This is a genomic window from Mycobacterium heidelbergense, assembly GCF_010730745.1.
GTDB classification, from domain to species: domain Bacteria; phylum Actinomycetota; class Actinomycetes; order Mycobacteriales; family Mycobacteriaceae; genus Mycobacterium; species Mycobacterium heidelbergense.
In genome coordinates, this window is record NZ_AP022615.1 from 3853607 (window position 1) to 3877466 (window position 23860).

A 23860-nucleotide genomic window follows, 5' to 3' on the forward strand; every position below is an offset into this window, starting at 1 on the left:
ACTGTTACTGGCCGAAACACATAACTGGGGAGGACCCGTGTCCGAGGGCTTGACCAATCTGCAGCTACTCCACGAGCTTGAGCCCGTGGTCGAGCGCCTGCTCAACCGCCACCTGTCGCTGTTCAAGGAATGGAATCCGCACGACTACGTCCCGTGGTCGGACGGCAAGAACTTCTACGCTCTCGATGGCCAGGACTGGGAGCCCGGTCAAAGCCGGCTCTCCGACGTGGCGCAGGTCGCGATGGTGCAAAACCTGCTGACCGAGGACAACTTGCCGTCGTATCACCGCGAGATCGCGATGAACTTCAGCCTGGACGGCCCGTGGGGGCAGTGGGTGAATCGGTGGACCGCGGAGGAGAACAGGCACAGCACGGCGCTGCGCGACTACCTGGTGGTCACCCGCGCCGTCGACCCGGTCGAGCTGGAAAAGCTCCGCATGGAGCAAATGACCAGGGGCTTCAGCCCGGGCCAGAACCACCAGGGCGACATGTTTGCTGAGAGCCTGTTCGATTCGGTCATGTACGTGTCGTTTCAGGAATTGGCCACCCGCGTCGCGCACCGCAACACCGGCAAGGCCGCCGACGACGCCATCGCGGAGCAGTTGATGGCCAGGGTGTCGCACGACGAGAACCTGCACATGATCTTCTATCGGGACGTCAGCGCCGCCGGCCTCGACATCGCCCCCAATCAGGCGATGAAGTCGGTGCACCGGATCCTGCGCAACTTCAAGATGCCCGGGTTTACCGTGCCGGAGTTCCGGCGCAAGGCCGTGATCATCGCGGTCGGCGGCGTCTACGACCCGCGCATCCACCTCAACGAGGTCGTCATGCCGGTGCTGAAGAAGTGGCGCATCTTCGAACGCGAAGACTTCACCGGTGAGGCCGCACGGATGCGCGACGACCTCGGCGCCCTGGTCAAGGAGCTCGAGGTGGCCGGCGACAAATTCGACGAATCCAAGCGGCGCTACCTGGAGCGGGAAGCCCGCAAGACCGAAAAGATCACCGCCGGCAAGGTGCTCCAAACCAAGGGGACGCTGACGCTCAGCGGGCGGTAATCGGTCGCGAGCCGTAACGCGGCCGCGAATTCTCGCGCGGGTTTACGGCCCACCGAGCTGGCGCGCGATCGCCTTTTTGTCGACCTTGCCGATCGGGGTGGTGGGCAGCGCCGCCATCGCGACCAGCACGTCGGGCCGGGCGTGGGCGGCCACCCCGCGCCTGTCGAGGTGGGCGTTCAACTCCGCAAGGCCGATCGGTTCCCCTACGAAAACGACCGCGGCGCAGATCTTTTCGCCCAGGTAGGGATCGGGCAGCGCGACCGCGGCGGCGGAAAGGATCGCGGAATGGCTCAGCATCTGCTCCTCGAGGTCGGCCGCGGCGATCGTTTCGCCGCCGCGGCAGATGACGTCCTTGACCCGGCCGGTGACCACCAGGTAGCCGTCGTCGCGGCGGCGGACCAGGTCGCCGCTGCGGAAGAAGCCGTCGGGATCGAAGCAGCGCTCGTTGTCCCGCTCGGCGCGGAAATAGCCGTTGAACGTGTACGGTCCGCGCACCAGGAGCTCGCCTTCCTCGCCGGGCCGCACCGGCCGGCCGACGGCGTCGACGATGCGGAGTTCGTCGGCGGCGCACAACGGCCGCCCCTGGGTGTTCTCGACGACCTCCGGCGGATCGTCGAGGCGGGTGAAGCTCAGCAGCCCCTCCGCCATGCCGAACACCTGCTGGAGGCCCGGGGTGAGCGCGGCGCGCACCAGCCGGGCGTCCGCCGGATCCAGCCTGGCCCCGCCGACCTGCAAGAGCCGCAGCGACTTCGGCGTCACCGGCTCCCACTCACACGCGTGCGCCCACAGCTTGGCCAGCGCCGGCACCAGCGCGGTCACCGTGACGCCGTGCCGAGCGATGGCGGCAAAGGTGGCCTCCGGGCTGGGGTCGGCGCCGAACACCGTGGTGGCGCCGACCGTCATCGCGCCGAGCAGCCCGGGACAGGCCAGCGGGAAGTTGTGGCCGGCGGGCAGCACGGCGAGATGGACGTCGTCGGCGCCGAGCCGGCAGACCTCGGCGCTGGCGGTCGCGTTGAACACGTAGTCGTCATGGGTGCGGGGGATCAGTTTGGGGGTGCCGGTGGTGCCGCCGGACACCAACAGCAAGGCGGGCGCCGCCGGGTCGGCCGGCGCCGCCGGCGGCCGGGCGGGGTTCGCGTCGCACAGGCGCGCCCAGGAGATGAACGGCCCGGGGTCGCCGTCGACGATGACATGTCGGAGCGTGGGGTGATCCTCGACGAGGTCTCGCGCCATCGCGCGGTAGTCGAAACCGTGTGCGGCATCCGCGATCACGAGCCCGGTCGCCCGGCTGACCGCGGCGAAGTGCGTTAATTCGGCGGCCCGGTGGCCGGGAAGGCACATCACCGGCACCGCCCCGGCGCGCAACAACCCGAACAGAGCGACCGCGAACTGGGAGCCGTTCGGCAGCTGCAGCAGGACCCGGTCACCCGGCGCGACGCCCAGCCCGCGCAGCCCGGCGGCGGCGCCGTCGGCCCGCTCGTCGAGCTCCGCATAGCTCAATCCGGCGTCCGCCATGGCGTCGATGACCGCGACCCGGTCGGGCCAGCGCCGCGCCGCGTCGGAGAGGATCGTGTCGAGGGTTTGCCCGGTCCAATAGCCGGCCGCGCGGTAGGAGGCGGCCCGGTCGGCCGGAAACGGGACGAATCCCTCCGGCCGGCCCGCCGGGGGCCGCGTTGCGTTCGGGGGCATCTGTCTCCTATGGCCTTGGACCGGGGGTGGTAGCGGCGACGCGGGGATCGAGGATAGGGTAACCAAACAACTTAGGGCAGCCTGTGCTAATTCAGGAGGATTTCGTGGTGCATGCCCCGGCGTGCTCGGAGGATATCCGTGCGGAGGTGGCCGAACTGCTCGGCGTCCACGCCGACACCATCCACCCAAGCGGCAACCTCATCGGCCAGGGCCTGGACTCGATCCGGATGATGACGCTGGCCGGTCGCTGGCGCCGCCAGGGCATCGCCGTCGATTTCGCCACGCTGGCGGCCGCGCCGACGATCGAGGCCTGGGCCGAGGTGGTGACGGCCGGCTCCCGGGCCGCCGGCGCCGACCAGGACGCCGGGGAACCCGCCCCGCCCGTCGGCGCCGGGCCATCCGGGGAAGGCGAGCCCTTTCCGCTCGCCCCGATGCAGCACGCGATGTGGGTCGGCCGCGACGACAACCAGCGGTTCGGGGGCGTGGCCGGGCACCTCTACGTCGAGTTCGACGGCGGGCCGATCGAGCCCGACCGCCTGCGCGCCGCGGCCACCCGGCTGGCGCTTCGCCACCCGATGCTGCGGGTGCGGTTTTTGCCCGACGGCACGCAGCGCATCGCCGCCGCCGACTGCGGAGACTTCCCCGTCACCGTGGTGGACCTGCGCGCCGACGAGGGCCGCGCCGAGCGGCGCCTTGCGGCCATCCGCCACGCCAAATCGCACCAGCAGCTCGACGGCGCGGTGTTCGAACTCGCGTTGACGCTGCTTCCCGGCGGGCGGTCCCGGCTGCACGTCGACCTGGACATGCAGGCCGCCGACGCGATGAGCTACCGCACCCTGATGGCCGATCTGGCCGCCCTCTACCTCGGCCGCGACCTACCCGAATTGGGTTACACCTACCGCGAATACCGCCTGGCCGTCGAGGCGCGGCAGGCGCGGCCGCAACCGGCCCGCGACGCCGACCGCGACTGGTGGGCGCGGCGCATCCCGCAGCTGCCCGACCCGCCGGCGCCGCCGTCGACGGGCGGCCGGGGCGCGCGCACGAGCACCCGGCGCTGGCACTGGCTGGACCCGGCAACCCGCGACGCCCTGTTCGCCCGCGCCCGGGCGCGCGGCGTCACCCCCGCGATGGCGCTGGCCGCGGCGTTCGCCGACGCGCTGGCCCGGTGGTCGACCACCGCGCGGTTTCTGCTGAACGTCCCGCTGTTCGGGCGTCAGGCGCTGCACCCCGACGTCGACCTGTTGGTCGGCGACTTCACCTCCTCGCTGCTGCTCGACGTCGACCTGACCCGCGCCAGCACCGCGGCGGAGCGGGCACACGCCGTGCAGGACGCCATGCGGGCCTCCGCCGCCCACGCCGCCTACCCCGGGCTGTCGGTGCTGCGCGACCTGGGCCGCCATCGCGGCACCCAGGTGCTGGCGCCGGTCGTCTTCACCAGCGCGCTGGGCCTCGGCGAGCTGTTCGATGCCGACGTCACAACGCAATTCGGCACGCCCGCGTGGATCATCTCCCAGGGGCCCCAGGTGCTGCTCGACGCGCAGGTCACCGAGTTCGACGGCGGGGTGTTGGTGAACTGGGACGTGCGCGACGGCGTCTTCGCGCCGGGCGTCATCGACGCCATGTTCGCCCACCACGTCGACGAGCTGCTCCGGCTGGCCGCCGCCGACGACGCCTGGGACGCGGCCGGGCCGTCGGCGCTGCCGGCCGCGCAGCGCGCCGTGCGTGACGCGGTCAACAGCCCCGCCGCCGAGCCGAGCGGCGATGCGCTGCACGACGGGTTCTTCCGCCAGGCCGAGCGGCGGCCCGACGCCCCCGCGGTGTTCGCCGGTTCCGGCGGCCTGACCTATGCGCAGCTGCGTGAGCAGGCGCTCGCGGTGGCGGCGGCGCTGCGTGCGGCGGGCATCGGCGCCGGCGACACCGTCGCGGTCGTGGGCCCCAAGACCGCCGAACAGGTGCCGGCCGTGCTGGGCATCCTGGCCGCCGGCGGCGCCTATCTGCCGATCGGCGTCGACCAGCCCCGCGACCGCGCGGAACGCATCGTGGCCGCCGGCGCGGTCCGGTTGGCCCTGGTCTGCGGCCACGAGCGGATGTCGCTACCGGTGCCGACCCTGCGGGTCGCGGACGCGCTCGCCCACACACCGAACGAATTCGTCCGCGCGGCAAGAGATCCCACCCAACTGGCGTACGTGCTGTTCACGTCGGGCTCGACCGGGGAACCCAAGGGCGTCGAGGTCACGCATGACGCCGCGATGAACACCGTGGAGTGCGTCACCCGGCGCTTCGGCATCGGGCCCGCCGATCGTTTCCTGGCCCTCTCGGCCCTGGAAGCCGACATGTCGGTGCTGGAGATCTTCGCGCCCCTGCGGGCCGGCGGCGCCATCGTCGTTGTCGACGAGGCACACCGGCGCGATCCCGACGTTTGGGTCCGGCTCATCGACACCCACCAGGTGACCATGCTCAACGTCATGCCCGGCTCCCTGGACATGCTGCTCGACGCCGGTGCCGGGCCGGGGCTGTCGTCGCTGCGGGCGGTGCTGGTCGGCGGCGATTGGGTGCGCCCCCGCCAGGCCCGTCGGCTGCGGCTCGAGTCGCCCGGCGTGCGGTTCGCGGGGCTGGGCGGCGCGACCGAGACCGCCGTGCACGCAACGATTTTCGAGGTGCTCTTCGAGGCCGGCGAACTCGCCAACCTGCCGGCGGACGCGACCGCGGTTCCGTACGGCGTGCCGTTGCCGAACATCGCCTGCCGGGTCGTCAACGGGGCCGGCGAGGACTGCCCCGACTGGGTGGCCGGTGAGTTGTGGGTGTCCGGGCGCGGAATCGCCCGCGGCTACCGCGGCCGACCCGACCTGACCGCCGAGCGCTTCGTCACGCACGACTCGCGGACCTGGTACCGCACCGGCGATCTGGCGCGCTACCGGCCGGACGGCGTCCTGGAATTCGTCGGCCGCGCCGATCACCGCGTCAAGCTCCGTGGGTACCGCGTCGAACTCGGCGAGGTCGAGGCCGCGATGCAACGGGTGCCGGGCGTGCGCGGGGCGGTGGCCGCCGTCGTCGCGGGACCGGCGGGGTCCGACGCGCTGGCCGCGGCGGTCTGTGCGGACGATGCCGCGCTGACCGCGCAGCGGATTCGGGAAGGCCTCGCCGATCTCGTTCCCGCACACATGATTCCGCGCCATATATCGCTGGTGGAGCGCATCCCGGTCACCGGCGCGGGCAAGATCGACCGCCGTGCGGTCGCCGACCGACTGCGGGCCGCGGTTTCCCGCTCGGATCAACCGGGCCGCCGGGCCCCGTCGACGGCGCTGGAAGCCGCCCTCGCCGCCCTCGTGGGAGACACGCTCGGCTTGGAGGCGGTGGGCCTCGACGACGACTTCTTCGCGCTCGGCGGGGATTCGGTGCTGGCCACCCGGGCGGTCGCCCGCATCCGCACCTGGCTGGACACCCCCGACGTCATGGTCGCCGACATCTTCGCCACCCGAACCGTTTCGGCGCTTGCCGGCTTGCTCGCCGGCCGCGAGCGCGACGGCGGGCGCCTCGATCAGGTCGCCGAGCTGTACCTGGAAGTCGTCGGCATGGATGCGGACTCGGTTCTGTCCGCCACTCAAGGTTCCGTCAAAAGCGAAGCGGCACAATGACGTTAAGCGTGCCCACGACCTTTGCGCCCTGGATCAGGCTGGTTCCCGGGCGCGACGAGGCGCGACGCAGGGGCGCGACCGTGCTGTTCCCGCACGCCGGGGCGGCCGCCGCGAGCTACCGGACGTTGGCCACGGCGCTGGCCGCCGGCGGGGGCGACACCTACGTCGTGCAGTATCCGCAACGGGCCGACCGGCTGCGCGACCCCGCCCCCCACACCGTGCATGACCTGGCCGACGGCCTGTTCGGGGCCGGACCGTGGCATCGCGTCGCGCCGCTGCGGCTGTTCGGCCACAGCATGGGCGCCGTCGTCGCCTTCGAATTCGCCCGGATCGCCGAGGCGCGCGGCGCGCGGGTCCACAAGCTCTGGGTGTCGGCCGGTCCCGCGCCGTGCGCGATCGCCGGGATGCCGGAGTTGCCGACCACCGACCACGGGTTGCTCGCCGACATCGCCGACCTGGGCGGGACCGATCCCGAGCTGCTCGCCGACGACGAGTTCGCCGAACTGTTGACCACCGCGGTGCGCGCCGACTACCGGGCGTTCAATCGCTACGCCCCCGGCCCCGGCGTCCGCATTCGCGCGGACATACACGTGCTGGGAGGGCGCGACGACCACCGCGTCGACGCCGACGCCCTGCGTCGGTGGCACGACCACACCGAGGGCGCCTTCGGGCTGTCGTTCTACGACGGCGGCCACTTCTACGTCAACGACCACATCGACGCCGTCGCCGCGCTGGTGAATGCCGATGCCTGACAACCACGTCGACGCCCACACCGACCCCGTCGTCGTGGTCGGCATGGCGATCGAGGCGCCGGGCGGTGTCGAGACCGCCGAGGGTTACTGGGAGCTGTTGTCCCGGCAGCGGGAGGGGCTGTCCCCATTTCCCACCGACCGGGGCTGGCCGATCCGCGAGCTGTTGGCGGGGTCTCGCCGCGACGGCTTCAAGCCGATCCATGACTCCGGCGGATTCCTCGCCGGGGCAACGACATTCGATCCGGCGTTCTTCGGCATTTCACCCCGCGAGGCCATCGCGATGGATCCCCAGCAGCGGGTCGCGCTGCGGGTGGCGTGGCGCGCGCTGGAGAACGGCGGCATCAACCCCGACGACCTCGCCGGACACGACGCCGGCTGCTATGTTGGCGCCTCGGCCACCGGCTACGGCCCCGAGATGGCCGAGTTCTCCCAGCACAGCGGCCATTTGATCACCGGCACGGCGCTCGGCGTGATCTCCGGCCGGATCGCCTACACGCTGGGGCTCGCCGGTCCGGCGCTGACGATCGACGCCTCGTGCGCGTCGGCGCTGGCGGCGTTTCACGTGGCGGCTCAGGCGGTTCGCTCCGGCGACTGCGACCTCGCGCTCACCGGCGGCGTCTGCGTGATGGGCTCGCCGGGTTTCTTCGTGGAGTTCTCCAAACAGCACGCGCTGTCCGACGACGGCCACTGCAGGCCCTTCACCGCGCACGCCACCGGAACGGTGTGGGCGGAGGGCGCGGCAATGTTTGTGCTGCAACGCGAATCGGCCGCGCGGCGCGACGGCCGCCGGGTCCTCGCCGAGGTCCGCGCGAGCGCCGTCAACCAGGACGGCCGGAGCGCCGGCCTGACGGCCCCCAGCGGCGCGGCGCAGACCCGCCTGTTCCGCCGCGCCATCGCGCAGGCGAACGTTCGGCCCGACGAGGTCGGGATGATCGAGGGCCACGGCACCGGGACCCGCCTCGGCGACGGCACCGAACTGCGTTCGCTGGCGGAGACATACGGCGACGCGGAGCCGGGCGCCGGCGCCCTGCTCGGGTCGGTGAAGTCCAACGTCGGGCACGCGCAGGCCGCGGCCGGGGCGCTGGGGCTGGCCAAGGTCCTGGTGTCGGCCGAACGCGGCGCGGTCCCGCCCACCCTGCACGCCGAGGAGGCGAGCCGCGAAATCGACTGGGACGCCCAGGGGTTGCGCCTGGCCCGGTCGCTGACGCCGTGGCCCGCGAGCGACGGCCGCCGGATCGGCGCGGCCTCCGCGTTCGGCATGAGCGGCACCAATGCGCACGTGGTCGTCGCCATTCCAGAGGCGGCCGCCCAACCGGGGGCGGGTGCCGCGTGATGCCGGCTCATCCGCTGCCCGACGGCCGCATCCCCGTGCTGCTCAGCGCCCACGAGGAAGACCTGATCGGCCAGGACGCCGCCGCGATCGGCGACTACCTGCGGCGCGCCCCGGAAGCGTCGGTGGCCTCGGTCGCCGAGACGTTGTTGCGCACCCGGCGGGTGCGCCGCCACCGCGCGGTGGCGCGCGCGGCCGACGCCACCGAGCTGGCGGCGGCCCTCGCCGCCCTGGCCGGCGGCGACGACCATCGGCTAATTGCCCGGTCATCCGAAACCGCCACGCCGCGAACCGCCTTCGTGTTTCCCGGGCAGGGCAACCAATGGCCGTCCATGGGCGCCGACGCGTACCGCCGGCTGGCCGCGTACCGATCGGAGGCCGACCGCTGCTCGGAGGCGTTCACGGCGGCCGGGCTGCCGTCGCCCCTGGTGTATCTGGTCACCGGCCCGGAGCGGGCGTGGTCGCAGCTCGACGTCCAGGCCGCGCAGTTCACCCACGCGGTCAGCCTGGCGCAGGTGTGGCGATCGTGCGGCGTCCTCCCGGACATCACGCTGGGACACAGCCTCGGCGAGGTGGCCGCGGCCTACGTGGCGGGCAGCGTCGGGCCGGCCGACGCCGTCGCCGTCATCGCGGCGCGGGCCGCCGTCGTGGAACGGCTGGCGGGCCCCTACGGCATGGCGGTGCTGGGCGCCGGCGTCGACGAAGCCGAGCGGCTGATCACCGAAACCACCGGATGGCTGGAGGTTTCGGTGGTCAACTCGCCCTCGTCGACCGTGGTGTCGGGAGACCGTGACGCCGTGGCCCGCATCGTGACGCAGGCCGAACGGCGGGGCCTGTTCGTCCGGGAGATCGACGTCGCGTTCCCCGCGCACACCAGCGCGCTGGAACCCCTGCGCGGCGAGCTGGCCGAGCTGCTGCCGGCGTCGGGGTTCGTGGACAGCCCGGTGGAATTCATCGGATCGGCCCACGGGGACATCGTGCTCCCCGGCACCGATTTCACCGGCTACTGGTACGACAATCTGCGCAACACCGTGCGATTCGACCGCGCGGCGGCGGTCGCCGCGCAACGCGGCGTCGGCACGTTCGTCGAGATGTCGGCGCACCCCTCGCTGGCGTACGCGCTCACCGACCAGCTGGACGGGGCGCTGGTCGTCGGCTCCGGACGTCGCGATGAGCCCGTCGTGGAACAACTTTCGGCCAACATCGCGGCCGCGGCGGTGGCCAACCCCGGGTACCGGTGGGTCGACGTGGTGGGAACGGTGGGCGGGCCCACGCTGCCGGGGTTCCCCAACGCGCCCATGCGCGCGGTACATCTGTGGGCCGGGGCGGAATCCCCTCCCGATGAACCTGCCCTGACCGTCGCGGTCGAGGAATGGGAACCGGGCCACGACCCGTCCACCGGGACCGGTTGCGCCATGGCGGTTGTCGCGCTCACCGGGGCCCCCGGGGCCGAGCCGTTGGCGGCGCGGCTGACCGCCGCCATCGACGGCCATCCGCGGTGCCGCCTGGTCGCGCCCGAGGAGGCCGAGATCGCCGTGCTGATCGCGCCTGATCTGCCTGACCGCGACGTGACCGTCGCCGCCGCGGAGATCCGGGGCGCGATCGGGGCCGGGCTGAACTACACCGCGTCGCTCGGTCCCCGCTGCCGCCGCGCCTGGCTGATCACCGCCAACGCCGAGTGCGTCGGGCCCGAGCAGCGGCTGCCGGCACAGGCGGCGCTGGCCGCGATGCACCGCAGCGTCGGCTTCGAATTCCCCGACTGCACGTTCGCCCATCTCGATCTGCCCGACCGGGATCTCGGTGCCGGCGACGCGCTGGCATGCGTTGACGCGCTGCTGGACGACGGCGACACGGAGGTGGCGCTGCGCGGCGGCGCTTCCGGGTTGCGCCGCCACGTCAGGGTGCTGCGCGAGCGCGCTCAGCTCGCGCCGCGGCGGCGACTGGATGCCCGCGCGCTGGACCACGTGGTGATCACCGGCGGTGGCGGCGGCATCGGCATGCGGTATGCCCGGCACTGCGTCGAGCGGGGCGCCCGGAGGCTGACCCTGCTGAGCCGCAACGGCATCGACCGCGAGCGCCTCGGCGGGTTGATCGACGGTCGCGACGTCGAGGTGTACGCCCCGGCGTGCGACATCACCGACCCGGAGATGCTGTCGGCGGTCGCGGCCGAATACGCCGCCGACGGTGCGTCATTGCTCATCCACGCGGCCGGGGCGGCGGGATTCGCCCCGCATTGCCGGCTCGCCGGCGCCGACCTGGCGGCCATGTTCGGCGCCAAGGTGATCGGCCTGGCGCGGATGGTCGAGGCGTGGCCGATGCTTCAGGGTTCGCGGATCCTGCTGTGCTCGTCGGTGTCCGGGGTATGGGGCGGCTACGGGCATGCCGGATACGCCGCGGCCAATCGCCTGCTCGACGTGCTGGCCGGGCAGCTACGGGCCAACGGGCTGGACTGCACGTCGGTGCGCTGGGGGCTGTGGCCGGGCACCGGGATCGCCGGGGCCGATGAGATCGCGCGGGTCGAACGGTCCGGCATGGTCGCGATGGATCCCGGCGCCGCCGTCGACGCCGGCCTGCGCCACGACGCCGCCGACCCGCTGATCTTCGCCGCCGACTTCGAACGGCTCCGGATGTTCTTCGAAAGTCAGGGCGCCGCAATGCCATTCGGCACCAGGTTGCGCGATCGGGGTGCGGACACCGCGGGCGACAAGACCGTCGCCGGGCTGGTGCGCGCCGAACTGGCCGCCGCGTTGCGGCTCGCCGGGCCCGAGTCGGTGGACCTGAACGCGACGCTGACCGACCTCGGCGTGGACTCGCTGCTGGCGCTGGATCTGCGCAAGCGGCTGCGCCGCGGCGTCGGCCGCTCGGTTCCGCTGGGCCGGCTGCTCGGCGGAATCACCGGCATCGAGCTGATCGACGCATTGGGGCCGGACAGGCCCTTGGAAAGGCTGGAATCCTCGCGTGACTGACACAGCGGGCGCCGGCGCTCGCCTCGACGACGAGCGCCTGGAGCTGTTGCGCCGCAAGATCGCCGAACGCGGTTTGGCCCGGCCGTCGGTGCGGGCGGACGCGGCGGTGGCGACGCTCCCGGAAATGTCCGCCGGCCAGCGCCGGATGTGGTTCGTGCAGTCGGTCGACCCGGACAGCGCGCTGCTGAACATCTGCGTCTCCTACCGCGTCACCGGCGTCGTCGACGTCGCGCGGTTGCGCCGCGCGGTGGAGGCCGTCACCGCGCGGCACCCGGTGCTGCGCACGACCTACCGGACGGACAGCGACGGCGACCCGCAGCCGGTCCTTCGCGGCGACGTGCGGCCCGGATGGGCGGAACACGACCTGTCGGGGCTGGGCGAGCAGGCCCGGCGGCTGCGGCTGGAAGTCCTGGCGCAGCGCGACTTTGGGCGCCCGTTTGACTTGGCCAACGACTCGCCGCTGCGGGTCACCGTGGCACGGGTGGGCGCCGGGGAGCTGATCCTGTTGCTGACCGCCCACCACATCGCCTGGGACGACGGATCGTGGGCGCCGTTTTTCGCCGACCTGACTCGCGCCTACACCGACCCGGACGCCGTCGAGGGGACGCCGATGTCGGCGGCCCCGGGCCCCGACGGCGCGGGCAACCTCGAGGAAGACCTGGCCTACTGGCGGTCGCTGGTCACCGATCTGCCCGAGCCGCTTGAGCTTCCGGGGCCGAACGGCACCGTGGTGCCGAGCACCTGGCGCTCACAGCGCGCGACGGCGCGGCTGTCGGCGGCCACGATCGACCGGGCGGCGGCGCTGGCGCGGGAAACCGGCGCCACCCCGTACATGGTGCTGATGGCCGCGTTCGGCGCGCTGGTGTACCGCTACACCCACGCCACCGACTTCCTGGTCGCGGCTCCAGTGCTGAACCGCGGCGCCGGAACCGAGGACGCGATCGGCTACTACGGCAACACCGTGGTGATGCGGATGCGGCCGCGGCCGCGCCGGACGTTCCGCGAGCTGGTCGCCGAGACCCGCGACAACGCGCTGGGCGCCTTCTCCCATTCGCGCGTCGACCTGGAATGGCTGGTGCGCGAGGTGAACCCGGACCGCCGGCACGGCGCCGAGCGCATGACCCGGGTCAGCTTCGGGCTGCGCGAGCCCGACGGCGGTGGCTTCCGCCCGCCCGGGGTGGCCTGCGAACGCGCCCAGCTGCGCGGTCACCTCAGCCAGCTGCCGCTGAGCCTCATGATCGAAATGCCCGGTGCGGCCGGCGCCCTGGTCGAGGCCGAGTACCTGGTCGAGGTCCTGGATCGGCCGCTGGTGGAGCAGCTGCTCGAGCACTACGCCGTCCTGCTGGACGGCATGCTGGACAGCCCCGACACACCGTTGTCGACGGCCAGGGTGATGAGCGACGCCGACGCCGACCGGCTGCGCCGGGCCTCGGCCGGCGCGAGGTTCGTGACACCGGCGGCCACCCTCCCCGCCCTGGTCGCCGAGCGCGCCGCGCTGACCCCCGATGCCGTCGCCGTCGTCTACGAGGGCCGCCGCTACAGCTACCGCGAGATCAACCAGGAGGCGAATCGGCTGGCGCACTGGCTGATCGAACGGGGCATCGGCACCGAGGACCGGGTCGCCGTGCTGCTGGACAAGTCACCCGAACTGGTTGTCACCGCGCTGGGCATCCTCAAGGCCGGCGCCGTCTACCTGCCGATCGACCCCACCTATCCCGACGACCGGTTGACGTTCATCCTGGGCGACGCGGACGCCACATTGGTGCTGCGCGAGCCGGTTACCGGCCTGGGCCGGTATCCGTCCGCCGACCCGGCGCCGGGGGAGTTGGTCCGCCCGCTGCGCCCGGGCAACACCGCCTACCTGATCTACACCTCGGGTTCGACCGGTCTGCCCAAGGGCGTTCCGGTCCCGCACGCGCCGATCGCCGAGTACTTCGTCTGGTTCGGCGACGAATACCGCGTCGACGAAACCGACCGCCTGCTGCAGGTCGCGTCGCCCAGCTTCGACGTGTCCATCGGCGAAATCTTCGGGACCTTGATTTGCGGTGCGCGCCTGGTGATTCCGCGGCCGGACGGGCTGCGCGACATCGGATACCTGACCGACCTCCTGCGCCGCGAGGGCATCACCTCGATGCACTTCGTGCCGTCGCTGCTGGGGCTCTTCCTGTCGCTGCCCGGCGTCAACCAATGGCGCACCCTGCGTCGGGTGCCCATCGGCGGGGAGCCGCTACCCGGCGAGATCGCCGACAAGTTCCACGCCACCTTCGACGCGTTGCTGTACAACTTCTACGGCCCCACCGAGACCGTCGTCAACGCCACCAGCTACCCCGTGGAGGGCGCCCAGGGCACCCGGGTGGTGCCGATCGGCCGGCCCAAGATCAACACGCAAGTCCATCTGCTCGACGACGCGCTGCAGCCGGTGCCGGTCGGTGTGATCGGCGAAATCTACATCGGCGGAACGCACGTCGCGCACGGCTACCACCGCCGGCCCGGGCTGACGGCCGAGCGTTTCGTCGCCGACCCGTTCACCCCGGGTGGACGGCTGTACCGGTCCGGCGACCTGGCCCGCCGCAACGCCGACGGGGATATCGAATTCGTCGGCCGCGCAGACGAACAGGTGAAGATCCGCGGTTTCCGCATCGAGCTGGGCGAGGTCGCCGCCGCCATCTCGGTCGACCCCAGCGTCGGGCAGGCCGTCGTGGTGGCCACCGACCTGCCGCGGCTGGGCAAGAGCCTGGTGGGGTACGTGACCCCGGCCGGTTCGGACGCGGTCGACGTCGAGCGCATCCGGGCCCGGGTGGCCGCGGCCCTGCCGGAGTACATGACGCCGGTCGCCTACGTGGTCCTCGACGAAATACCCATCACCGCGCACGGCAAGATCGACCGCGCCGCGCTGCCCCAGCCCGAGATCGCTGCCCGCGCCGAATACCGCGACCCGACGACGGCGTCCGAACGGCGAATCGCCGCCCTGTTTTCCGCGTTGCTCGGCCACGAACCGGTGGGCGTGGACGACTCGTTCTTCGACCTCGGCGGGCACTCGCTGGTGGCCACCAAGCTGGTCGCCGCCATCCGCTCGGACTGCGGCGTCGAACTCGGCATCCGGGACGTGTTCGAACTGGCGACGGTCGGCGGGCTCGCCGACCGGGTCGACCAGCTTCGCTCCGGCGGTCTCGCGCCGTCGCGACCCAAACTGGTCGCGACCACCCATGACGAGCCATTGCCGCTGTCGGCCTCGCAGCTGCGGAGCTGGTTCGCCTTCCGGGTCGAGGGCCCCAGCCCGGTCAACAACATTCCGTTCGCGGCAAGGCTCACCGGGCCGTGGGACGTCGAGGCGCTGATCGCCGCGGTCGGCGACGTGGTCGCCCGGCACGAAATCCTGCGCACCACCTACGTCGAGATCGACGGCGTCCCTTACCAGGTCGTCAATCCCGTCGCGGGACTGCCGGTGCGCCGGGCCACCGGCGACGACGAGGCGTGGCTCGCCGAGCAGCTCCACGTCGAGCGCCGGCACCGCTTCGCGCTGGACGTCGAGTGGCCGATTCGGGTCGCCGTGCTGCGCACCGGTGACGAGCACGTGCTGTCGTTGGTGGTCCACCACATCGCCGCCGACCACTGGTCGGCCGGCGTGCTGTTCGCCGACGTGATGGCCGCCTACCGGGCCCGCCGCGCGGGCGAAGCCCCGTCGTGGGCGCCGCTGCGCGTGCAGTACGCCGACTACGCCGCCTGGCAGGGCGCGTTTTTGGGCGACGCCTCCGGACACGAATCCCCCGTCGCCGGTGCGCAACGCGAGTACTGGACCCGCCAGCTGGCCGGGCTGCCGGAAGACACCGGGCTGCGGCCGGATTTCCCGCGCCCGCCGGTGCCCAGCGGGGACGGCGGGTCGGTCGAATTCCGCATCGACTCGGCGACTCGCGCCAAGCTCGCCGGGCTCAGCCGCGAGCTGGGCATCACCGAGTTCATGCTGCTGCAGGCCGCCGTCGCGGTGGTGCTGCACAAGGCCGGTGGTGGCGTGGACATTCCGCTGGGCACGCCGGTCGCGGGCCGCACGGAAGCCGAATTGGACCAGTTGGTCGGGTTTTTCGTCAACGTCGTGGTGCTGCGCAACGACCTGAGCGGCAACCCGACGCTGCGTGAAGTGCTCGGCAGGGCCCGGGAGACGGCGCTGGCCGCGTACGCCCATCAGGATCTGCCCTTCGACCGGGTCGTCGACAGCGTCAACCCGGTGCGTTCGCTGGCGCGCAACCCCCTGTTCCAGGTCGTGGTCCACGTCCGCGATCAGCTGCCGACCGGGCGCGTGGTCGATTCGGCGCCGCACGACCGGGCGCAGGAGACGGTGTGCACCGCGCTGGAGCCCACCTTCGACATGGCGCAGGCCGACCTCAGCGTCAACTTCTTCGGCACCGACGGCGCCGGGGCATCTCGGGACACCGGCTATCGCGGCAACGTCATCTTCCGCACCGAGCTGTACCGCACGGCCACCATCGAACGGCTCGCCGGCTGGCTGACCAAGGTCATCGAACAGTTTGCTAGCAACATCGATCAGACTTTGCGGGATGTGCAGCTGATCGACGAGCGGGAGCGGCGGCGCATCCTGGACGACTGGAGCCGCGGCGACGAACCGGGGCCCGGTCGCCCGCGCACGATCCCGGAGCTGTTGGAGCCCGGCCGGCGGTGGGGACCGGACCGCATCGCCGTGCGCTGCGGCGACGAACGCATCAATTACCCCGAGCTGCACCGACGTTCGGATAACCTGGCCGCGCTGCTCGCCGATCACGGCGTGGGGCCGGGATCGCTGGTCGGGCTGTCGACCCGCCGCGGCATCGACCTGGTGGTCGCCCTGGTCGCCATCATGAAGGCCGGCGCCGGCTACTTCCCGATCGATCCCGGTTACCCCTTGGCGCGCAAGCGGTTCATGCTTGACGACGTCGAGCCGCGGGTGGTCGTCGTCACCTCGGAGGCCGCCACCAGCATGCCGGAACGCGCCGGCATGACGCTGGTTTCGCTGGACGACCCGGCGGTGCGGGCCGCGATGGACCGCACGGATCCGGTCGGGCGCCGGTTACCGGCGCCGCACCCCGACGACCCGATGTACCTGGTGTTCACGTCCGGGTCCACCGGTGCGCCCAAGGGCGTGCTGGGCACCCATCGGGCGATGGCGACGCGACTGGACTGGCAGCTGCTGCGTTATCCGGTGCCCGGCAACGACGTTCGGCTCGCGCAGGCCTCCATGACGTTCCTCGAGGGCAGCATGGAGACGTTGGCGGGGCTGGGCGCCGGTGCCACGATGATCCTGGCCGACGATGCCGAGCACCGCGACCCCGAAGCGCTGGCCGCGCTGGCGCAACGCCATTCGGTGGCGCAGGTGACGGCGGTGGCAAGCCTGGTCTCGGCCATGATCGGTTCGCCGTCCGCGGTGGCCGCGGTGCGGTCGCTGACGCGGCTGGTCTGCAGTGGTGAGCCGGTGAGCGCGTCGCTGCTGCAGCGGCTGTCGGCCACCTGTGACGGGCCCGAGGGTCCCGAGCTGCTGAACAACTTCGGCGCCACCGAGACCGCTGGCGGGCTGGTCCGCGGGCCGCTGACGCCGCCGGTCCCGTTGCTGGGCACGCCGACGGCCGATTCGCAGGTGTACCTCCTCGACGAGGGGCTGCGGCCGGTGCCCGTCGGTGTGATCGGCGAATTGTATTACGCCGGAGGTCAACTCGTCCGGGGCTACTGGAAGCGACCCGGCCTGACGGCGTCGCGGTTCGTCGCCAACCCGTACGCCCGCGAACCCGGGGCGCGGTTCTACCGCAGCGGCGACCGCGCGCGATGGACCGAGGACGGCCGTTTGGAGTTCGTCGGCCGCGCCGACCACCAGGTGAAGGTGCGCGGGTTCCGCGTCGAGCTGGGAGAGGTCGAGGCCGCGCTGGCGGCGGCCGACGGTGTCGCCGCGGCCGCGGCGCGGACCTGGGAGGTGGCCGGCAGCACGACGCTGGCCGGATATGTTGTGCCGCAACGGCCGCCCGCCGACGAGGCGGAGAGGTCCGCGTTCGCGCAGTCGGTGCGCGCCGCGGTCGCCACGACGCTGCCCGGCTACATGGTGCCGTCGTCGGTGACCGTCCTGGACGCGCTTCCCAAGACCGAGTCGGGCAAGCTGAACCGGCCCGGGCTGCCGCGCCCGGCCGTCAGCACGAGCGGCCGGACCGAGCCGCCGCGCACCGCCACCGAGCGGGCGCTGGCCACGGTGTTCGCCGACCTGTTGGCGACCCCCGAGGTGGGGCGCTTCGACGACTTTTTCGCCCTCGGTGGCGACAGCATCCTGTCGGTGCAACTGGCCGCGCGGGCGCGGGCGGCCGGCCTGGCGGTGAGCCCGCGCATGGTGTTCGAGAACCCGACCGTGTGCCAATTGGCCGCCGCCCTGGATTCGCTTGGGGAAGAGGAGGATCAAACGGCGCGGGCCGACGCCAGCTTCGCCCCGATGAGCGCCTCCGGGCTCTCGGCGACCGAACTGGCCGCGGTGACACAGCTGTGGTCGACCTCGCGGGACGCCGCGCCATGACCGCGACCGAAACCGGCTCGGGGCCTGCCATCGCCCCGGACATCGAGGACGTGATGGCGCTGAGCCCCCTGCAGGAGGGCCTGTACTCGCTGACCACGCTGGCCGAATTCGGCCACGGCGCGCCGGCCGACGATCCGTATGTGATCGGGATGGCCGCCGACGTTTCCGGTGCGCTGGACGTCGCGCTCTTGCGTGACTGCGCGGCAACGATGTTGGCGCGCCACCCGAACCTGCGCGCCAGCTTCTTCAGCCGGGGGATCGCGCGCCCGGTGCAGATCGTGCCGTCGCGCGTCGAGCTACCGTGGCGGCATGTCACCGCCGCGCCCGGGGACGCCGCGGCGGTGGAGGCCGACGAGCGGCGACGGCCGTTCGATTTCGAGCGGACGCCGGCGATCCGCTTTTTGCTCATCGAATTGCCGGAGGCCCAATGGCGTTTCGTGATCACCGCGCATCACATCGTCATCGACGGCTGGTCGCTGCCGGTGTTCGCCGGCGAGCTGATCGCCCTGTACCGGGCGGGGGGAGACCTGGGTGCCCTGCCGCCCGCCCCGCGGCCGTATCGGGACTACATCGGCTGGCTGGCCAACCGTGACCTCGCCGCCAGCCACGAGGTTTGGCGCCAGCACCTGGCCGGATTGCCGGGCCCGACCCTGCTCTCACCGGCCCTGGGCGCCCACGACCTGGTCGAGGCGGGCGAAACGACCCTCCCGCGCCGCACCGAACTACGAATGGACGCCGACGCCACCGCGCGGCTGATCGACGGCGCCCGATCCCGCGGCGTCACGGTCAACACCCTGATGCAGATGGCCTGGGCGGTGCTGCTGTCGAGGCTGACCGACTGCGGCGACGTGGTTTTCGGGGTCACCGTGTCGGGCCGGCCGGCCGAGCTGACCGGCGTCGAAACCATGATCGGCTTGTTCATCAACACCGTGCCGCTCCGCGTGCGGCTCGACGCCGCGGCGGGGGTCGGCGACCAGTGCCGCGCCGTGCAGCGTAACGCCGCGATGCTGCGCGAGCACGGCTACCTCGGACACGCCCAGCTGCGGGCGCTCGGCGGCGTCGGCGAGATGTTCGACACGCTGCTGGTCTACGAGAACTTCCCGATGGGCGGGCTGGCCGCGGGCGGCGAATTGACCAGTGGCGAGGTGACTTTCCGGCCGGCCGCCCTGGAGAGCCTGTCCCATTTCCCGATCACGCTCGCCGCCCACATGGCCGACCGCGAACTGGTCGTGCTGGTCGAGGTCATCGACGGCGCGCTGGGCGACACGACCGCCGCGACGCTGGGCCGCCGGCTGCTGGCCACCGCCGAGCGACTCCTGCGGCTGTGGGACCGCCCGCTGCGGGAGGTCGGCGTGCTGCTCGACGACGAGGCGGCGCCGCTGCGCGCCACCGACGCGTCCACACCGCCCACGCAGCTCGGCGTGCACGCCCGGTTCGCCGAGATCGCCAAGGCGACGCCCGACGAGCCCGCGGTGAGCTGGTCGGGTGGCACCATGAGCTACCGCGAACTGGACGCGTCGGCCAACCGGCTGGCCGCCACGCTGACCGCCGGGGGGGCGGCGGCCGAAACCCCGGTCGCCATACGGCTTTCCCGCGGGCCGCGCTACATCGTCGCGATGCTCGCCGTGCTCAAGGCCGGCGCCATGTGCGTGCCGCTGGAGCCGGCGATGCCCGCGGAACGCGTGAATTCTATTCTGCGCCAAAGCGGCGCGGCGATCGTGATCGACGACGAGCTGCTCGAGGCCCACGACGACGCGCGCGGTGACTTCCGCCCGGTCGACGTCGCGCCCCAGCAGGCGGCCTACGTGGTCTTCACGTCCGGCACGACCGGAGAACCCAAGGGCGTCATCGGGACTCACGCGGCCGTGGGCGCCTACGCCGACGACCACCTGGACGCCGTGCTGCGGCCCGCGGCCGCCCGGTTGGGTCGCCCGCTGCGCATCGCCCACGCGTGGTCGTTCGCGTTCGACGCCGCCTGGCAGCCGCTGGTCGCTCTCCTGGACGGCCACACCGTGCACGTCGTCGACGAGCACACCCAGGCCGACGCCGAGGCGCTGGTTCGGGCCATCGCCGAGCACCGCATCGACATGATCGACACCACCCCCTCGATGTTTGCCCAGCTGAAAGCGTTCGGTTTGCTGGCAACGGTGCCGCTGGCGGTGCTGGCGCTCGGCGGCGAGGCCCTCGGCAGCGCCGCATGGGCGACGATCCGCGCCGAGTGCGACCGCACGGCCATGGCCGCCCACAACTGCTATGGCCCCACCGAGGCGACGGTCGAGGCGGTGGTGGCCGCCATCGTCGAGCACGATGAGCCGTCCATCGGTCGGCCCACCCGGCATACCCGCGGCTACGTGCTGGACTCCGCGCTGCGCCCCGTGCCGCACGGGGCGACCGGCGAGCTGTATCTGGGGGGCGCCCAGCTCGCGCGCGGCTACCTGGGCCGCGCGGGGGAGACGTGCGCGCGGTTCGTCGCGGACCCGTTCGCGGCCGGTGAGCGGATGTACCGCACGGGCGACCTGGTGCGCCGCCGGCCCGACGGCTCGCTGCGGTACGTGGGGCGCGTCGACGCCCAGGTGAAAATCCGCGGCCATCGCGTCGAGCCCGGCGAGATCGCCGCCGCGCTCGAGTCCCACCCCGCCGTCCGGCACGCGGGTGTTCTGGTGCACCGGCGCCAGGGGGTGCCGCGGCTGACCGCCTACGTGGCCGCCACCGGCGCGGCCGGGCGGCCGTCGGCGGCCGAGCTGCGCGGCATGCTGAGCGCCCGGCTGCCGCGCTACATGGTTCCGCAGCGCATCGTCATGGTCGACGAAATCCCGCTCACGCCCAACGGCAAGCTGGACGAGGCCGCGCTGGCCGCCGCCGACACCGCGGAGGGTTTCTCGGTAGGGTCCGAACCCGAAACACCAACGGAATCCGTTGTCGCCGAGGTGCTTACGGAGCTGCTGGGAATGCCGCGGGTCGACGTCACCGCGGACTTCCTGCAGCTGGGGCTGGACAGCATCGCGGCGCTGTCGGTGGTGCAGGCGGCGCGGGCGCGGGGAATCGCCCTGCGCGCCAGGCTGATTCTGGAGTGCGGCAACGTCCGGGAACTCGCCGAGGCCATCGACTCCGAAGCGGCGACCGCCGCGCGGCGCGCGCAGGACGATACCGGTCCAATCCCGTTGCTGCCCAACGCCCACTGGCTCTACGAACACGGCGAGCCCCGCCGGCTGGCGCAGACCGAGGTCATCCGGCTGCCCGACACCGTCACCCGCGAGCAGCTGCGCGCCGCGTTGGCGGGCGTCGTCGATGGGCACGAAGTGCTTCGCACCAGCCTGGACCGCGCCACCATGACGCTGCGCCCGGGTCCGGCCGCCGACGTCCTCAGCGAAGTCGAGGTCGACGACCTGCGCGCGGCGGTCGCGGCGCACGCCGCCAAGGCCGTCGACCGCCTCGACCCCGAGCGGGGAATCCTGCTGGCCGCGGTGTGGCTGCGACCGCCGACCGGGCAGAGCGCCTTGCTGCTGGCCGCCCACGTCCTGGCGATGGATCCGGCCTCGTGGCGGGTGGTGCTCGGCGAACTCGACGCCGCCCTGCGGGCCCTGGCCGCCGGCCATTCGCCGGCGCCGGTTCGCGAGCACACCAGCTACCGGCGCTTCGCCGCGGCACTCGCAACGCGCGCCCGGCGGCTGGACACCGTCGGGTTCTGGAGCGCCCAACTCGAGGGCGACGATCCCGCCCTGGGCGCCAGGCGACTCCGCGAGGGCAGCGACCGGGCCCGCGACCTGATCGTCCGGACGGCCGTGACCGACGCCGAAACCACCGGCCGGCTGCTGGATTCGGGCATGCCGATGGTGGACGTGCTGGTCGCCGCCGCGGCGGGCACCGTGACGCGCTGGCGGCGGGAACGCGGCCAGCCCACGCCGGCGCCGCTGCTGGCGCTGGAAACCCACGGCCGCGCCGACGCCGTCGTGGCCGGCCCGGAGCCGATCGACACCGGCGACACCGTCGGACTGCTGAGCAGCATCTACCCGCTGCGGGCGCCCTCGGCCGACCCGCGAAGCGTCGGGGAGCGGCTCGCGGCCATCCCGGGCGACGGGGTCGACTACGGCCTGCTGCGCTACCTGCGCGCCGACACCGCCGACCGGCTCGCCCGGTTCCCCTCCCCGCAGCTGTTGCTGAACTACCTCGGGCACGCCGGCGCGGGCGGTACCGCGCTGCGCCTGGACCGTGGGCTGCTGGCCGGGGTGTCGCCGACGCCCGAGCCCGACCTGGCGGTGCGCCACGAGCTGACCATCCTGGCCACGGTGCTGCCGTTCGACGGAGGGCGAGTCCTGGCCACCCAGTGGCGGACGCTGCCCGACATCCTCGGTGACGCGGATATCGCCGCGCTGCAAGGATTTTGGGACGAGACACTGCGGGAGATGGCGATATGAGCACGCTTGCGGTCCTGGGCGCCGGAGCCAAGGCGGTCGCCGTCGCGGCCAAGGCGTCGGTGTTGCGCGACATGGGTGTCGAGGTCCCCGACGTGGTCGCGGTGGAACGCATCGGGGTCGGGGCCAACTGGCAGGCCAGCGGCGGCTGGACCGACGGGGCCCACCGGCTGGGCACCAGCCCGGAAAAGGACGTCGGCTTTCCCTACCGGTCGGCGCTGGTGCCGCGCCGCAACGCCGAGCTCGACGAGCGGATGACCCGCTACAGCTGGCAGTCCTACCTGATCGCCACCGCGTCGTTCGCCGAATGGATCGACCGCGGCAGGCCGGCGCCGACCCACCGCCGGTGGAGCCAGTATCTGGGCTGGGTGGCCGACCACGTCGGCCTGAACGTGGTGCACGGCGAGGTCGAGGAGCTGGCCGTCACCGGGGACCGCTGGGCGCTGCGCACCCACGAGACGACCGTGCACGCCGACGCCCTGATGATCACCGGGCCCGGGCAGGCCGAAAAGTCGCTGCTGCCCGGCAACCCGCGAATGCTGTCGATCGCCCAGTTCTGGGACCGCGCCGCCGGCGACGACCGGATCAGCGCCGAGCGGGTGGCGGTGATCGGCGGCGGCGAGACGGCCGCGTCCATGCTCAACGAGCTGTTCCGGCACCGGGTTTCGAGCATCACCGTCATCTCCCCGCAGGCCACGCTGTTCACCCGCGGCGAGGGCTTCTTCGAGAACTCGCTGTTTTCCGACCCCACCGACTGGACCGCCCTGACGCCGGACGAACGCCGCGACGCGCTGGCCCGCACCGACCGCGGGGTGTTCTCGGCGAACGTGCAGGACGGGCTGCTGGCCGACGACCGCATCCACCACCTGCGCGGCCGGGTCGCCCACGCGGTGGGGCGGGACGGGCAGATCCGGCTGACGCTGTCCACCAACCGGGGCAGTGAGAACCTCGAGACGGTGCACGGTTTCGACCTGGTCATCGACGGTTCCGGCGCCGACCCGCTCTGGTTCACCTCGCTGTTCAGCCAGGACGCGCTGGACCTGCTCGAACTCGGGCTGGGCGGCCCGCTGACGGCCGACGGTCTGCAGGAGGCGATCGGCTACGACCTGGCGGTCAGCGAGGTCACCCCGAAGCTGTTCCTGCCGAACCTGTCCGGCCTCAACCAGGGGCCCGGGTTTCCGAACCTGAGCTGCCTGGGATTGCTGTCCGACCGGGTGCTGGCCGCGGAGTTGTCCACACACCCCACGATGAGGAGAAGCGATGAGCACCAATCCCTTTGACGACGACGACGGCTCCTTTCTCGTCCTGGCCAACGACGAGGAGCAGCACAGCCTGTGGCCGGCATTCGCCGACGTTCCCGCCGGCTGGCGCGCGGTCTACGGCGAGGCAAGCCGCGCGGCGTGTCTGGACTACGTCGAACGGAATTGGACCGACATGCGGCCGAAGAGCCTGCGCGACGCCATGGCCGGCGACTGACCTTCGCG

At 72.5% G+C, this 23860-nt stretch carries 10 protein-coding genes; 9 read left to right on the forward strand and 1 reads right to left on the reverse strand.

Annotated features, from left to right (window positions below):
• The first annotated feature begins 37 nt into the window (after nt 1-37).
• Complete coding sequence (locus tag G6N25_RS18030; protein ID WP_083072081.1) at nt 38-1054, forward strand: acyl-ACP desaturase; 1017 nt, start codon at nt 38-40, stop codon at nt 1052-1054.
• Nucleotides 1055-1096: 42 nt separating this feature from the next.
• Here the strand turns inward: G6N25_RS18030 and G6N25_RS18035 are convergent, their stop codons facing one another.
• Nucleotides 1097-2743: a (2,3-dihydroxybenzoyl)adenylate synthase gene (locus G6N25_RS18035; RefSeq protein ID WP_083072082.1), complete on the reverse strand. Its 1647-nt coding sequence runs from the start codon at nt 2741-2743 to the stop codon at nt 1097-1099.
• A gap of 104 nt (nt 2744-2847) precedes the next feature.
• Between G6N25_RS18035 and G6N25_RS18040 the strand changes: the two genes are divergently transcribed.
• From G6N25_RS18040 to G6N25_RS18075, 8 genes are read left to right on the forward strand one after another with little or no spacing between them, the layout of a single operon-like run.
• A complete protein-coding gene (locus G6N25_RS18040; RefSeq protein ID WP_083072128.1) occupies nt 2848-6378 on the forward strand; it encodes a non-ribosomal peptide synthetase in 3531 nt (1176 codons plus the stop codon).
• Entirely contained in the window at nt 6375-7130 is a 756-nt protein-coding gene (locus G6N25_RS18045) for a thioesterase II family protein (RefSeq protein ID WP_083072083.1), read from the forward strand. Before G6N25_RS18040 ends, G6N25_RS18045 begins: the two co-directional genes overlap by 4 nt.
• The gene (locus G6N25_RS18050; protein WP_083072129.1) at nt 7123-8463 is read left to right on the forward strand and encodes a beta-ketoacyl [acyl carrier protein] synthase domain-containing protein; all 1341 of its coding nucleotides are present in this window, start codon (nt 7123-7125) and stop codon (nt 8461-8463) included. The genes G6N25_RS18045 and G6N25_RS18050 overlap by 8 nt, the downstream gene beginning before the upstream one ends.
• A complete protein-coding gene (gene mbtD / locus G6N25_RS18055; protein ID WP_083072084.1) occupies nt 8463-11426 on the forward strand; it encodes a mycobactin polyketide synthase MbtD in 2964 nt (987 codons plus the stop codon). Before G6N25_RS18050 ends, mbtD begins: the two co-directional genes overlap by 1 nt.
• The gene (locus tag G6N25_RS18060; RefSeq protein WP_083072085.1) at nt 11419-17964 is read left to right on the forward strand and encodes a non-ribosomal peptide synthetase; all 6546 of its coding nucleotides are present in this window, start codon (nt 11419-11421) and stop codon (nt 17962-17964) included. The genes mbtD and G6N25_RS18060 overlap by 8 nt, the downstream gene beginning before the upstream one ends.
• Nucleotides 17961-22379 carry a non-ribosomal peptide synthetase gene (locus G6N25_RS18065; RefSeq protein WP_083072130.1) on the forward strand — a complete coding sequence of 1473 codons (4419 nt, stop codon included), beginning with the start codon at nt 17961-17963 and terminating at the stop codon, nt 22377-22379. The genes G6N25_RS18060 and G6N25_RS18065 overlap by 4 nt, the downstream gene beginning before the upstream one ends.
• Nucleotides 22376-23656 carry an NADPH-dependent L-lysine N(6)-monooxygenase MbtG gene (gene mbtG / locus G6N25_RS18070; RefSeq protein ID WP_083072086.1) on the forward strand — a complete coding sequence of 427 codons (1281 nt, stop codon included), beginning with the start codon at nt 22376-22378 and terminating at the stop codon, nt 23654-23656. Before G6N25_RS18065 ends, mbtG begins: the two co-directional genes overlap by 4 nt.
• Nucleotides 23637-23852, forward strand: a complete 216-nt coding sequence (locus tag G6N25_RS18075) for an MbtH family protein (protein WP_083072087.1) — start codon at nt 23637-23639, stop codon at nt 23850-23852. Before mbtG ends, G6N25_RS18075 begins: the two co-directional genes overlap by 20 nt.
• Nucleotides 23853-23860: the final 8 nt, after the last annotated feature.

Bases quoted from the DNA above. Each gene is read 5' to 3' on its own strand.
- G6N25_RS18065 (WP_083072130.1), top strand. From the start codon at position 17,961: ATGACCGCGACCGAAACCGGCTCGGGGCCTGCCATCGCCCCGGACATC.
- G6N25_RS18045 (WP_083072083.1), top strand. From the start codon at position 6,375: ATGACGTTAAGCGTGCCCACGACCTTTGCGCCCTGGATCAGGCTGGTT.
- G6N25_RS18075 (WP_083072087.1), top strand. From the start codon at position 23,637: ATGAGCACCAATCCCTTTGACGACGACGACGGCTCCTTTCTCGTCCTG.
- mbtG (WP_083072086.1), top strand. From the start codon at position 22,376: ATGAGCACGCTTGCGGTCCTGGGCGCCGGAGCCAAGGCGGTCGCCGTC.
- G6N25_RS18035 (WP_083072082.1), bottom strand. From the start codon at position 2,743: ATGCCCCCGAACGCAACGCGGCCCCCGGCGGGCCGGCCGGAGGGATTC.
- G6N25_RS18050 (WP_083072129.1), top strand. From the start codon at position 7,123: ATGCCTGACAACCACGTCGACGCCCACACCGACCCCGTCGTCGTGGTC.
- mbtD (WP_083072084.1), top strand. From the start codon at position 8,463: ATGCCGGCTCATCCGCTGCCCGACGGCCGCATCCCCGTGCTGCTCAGC.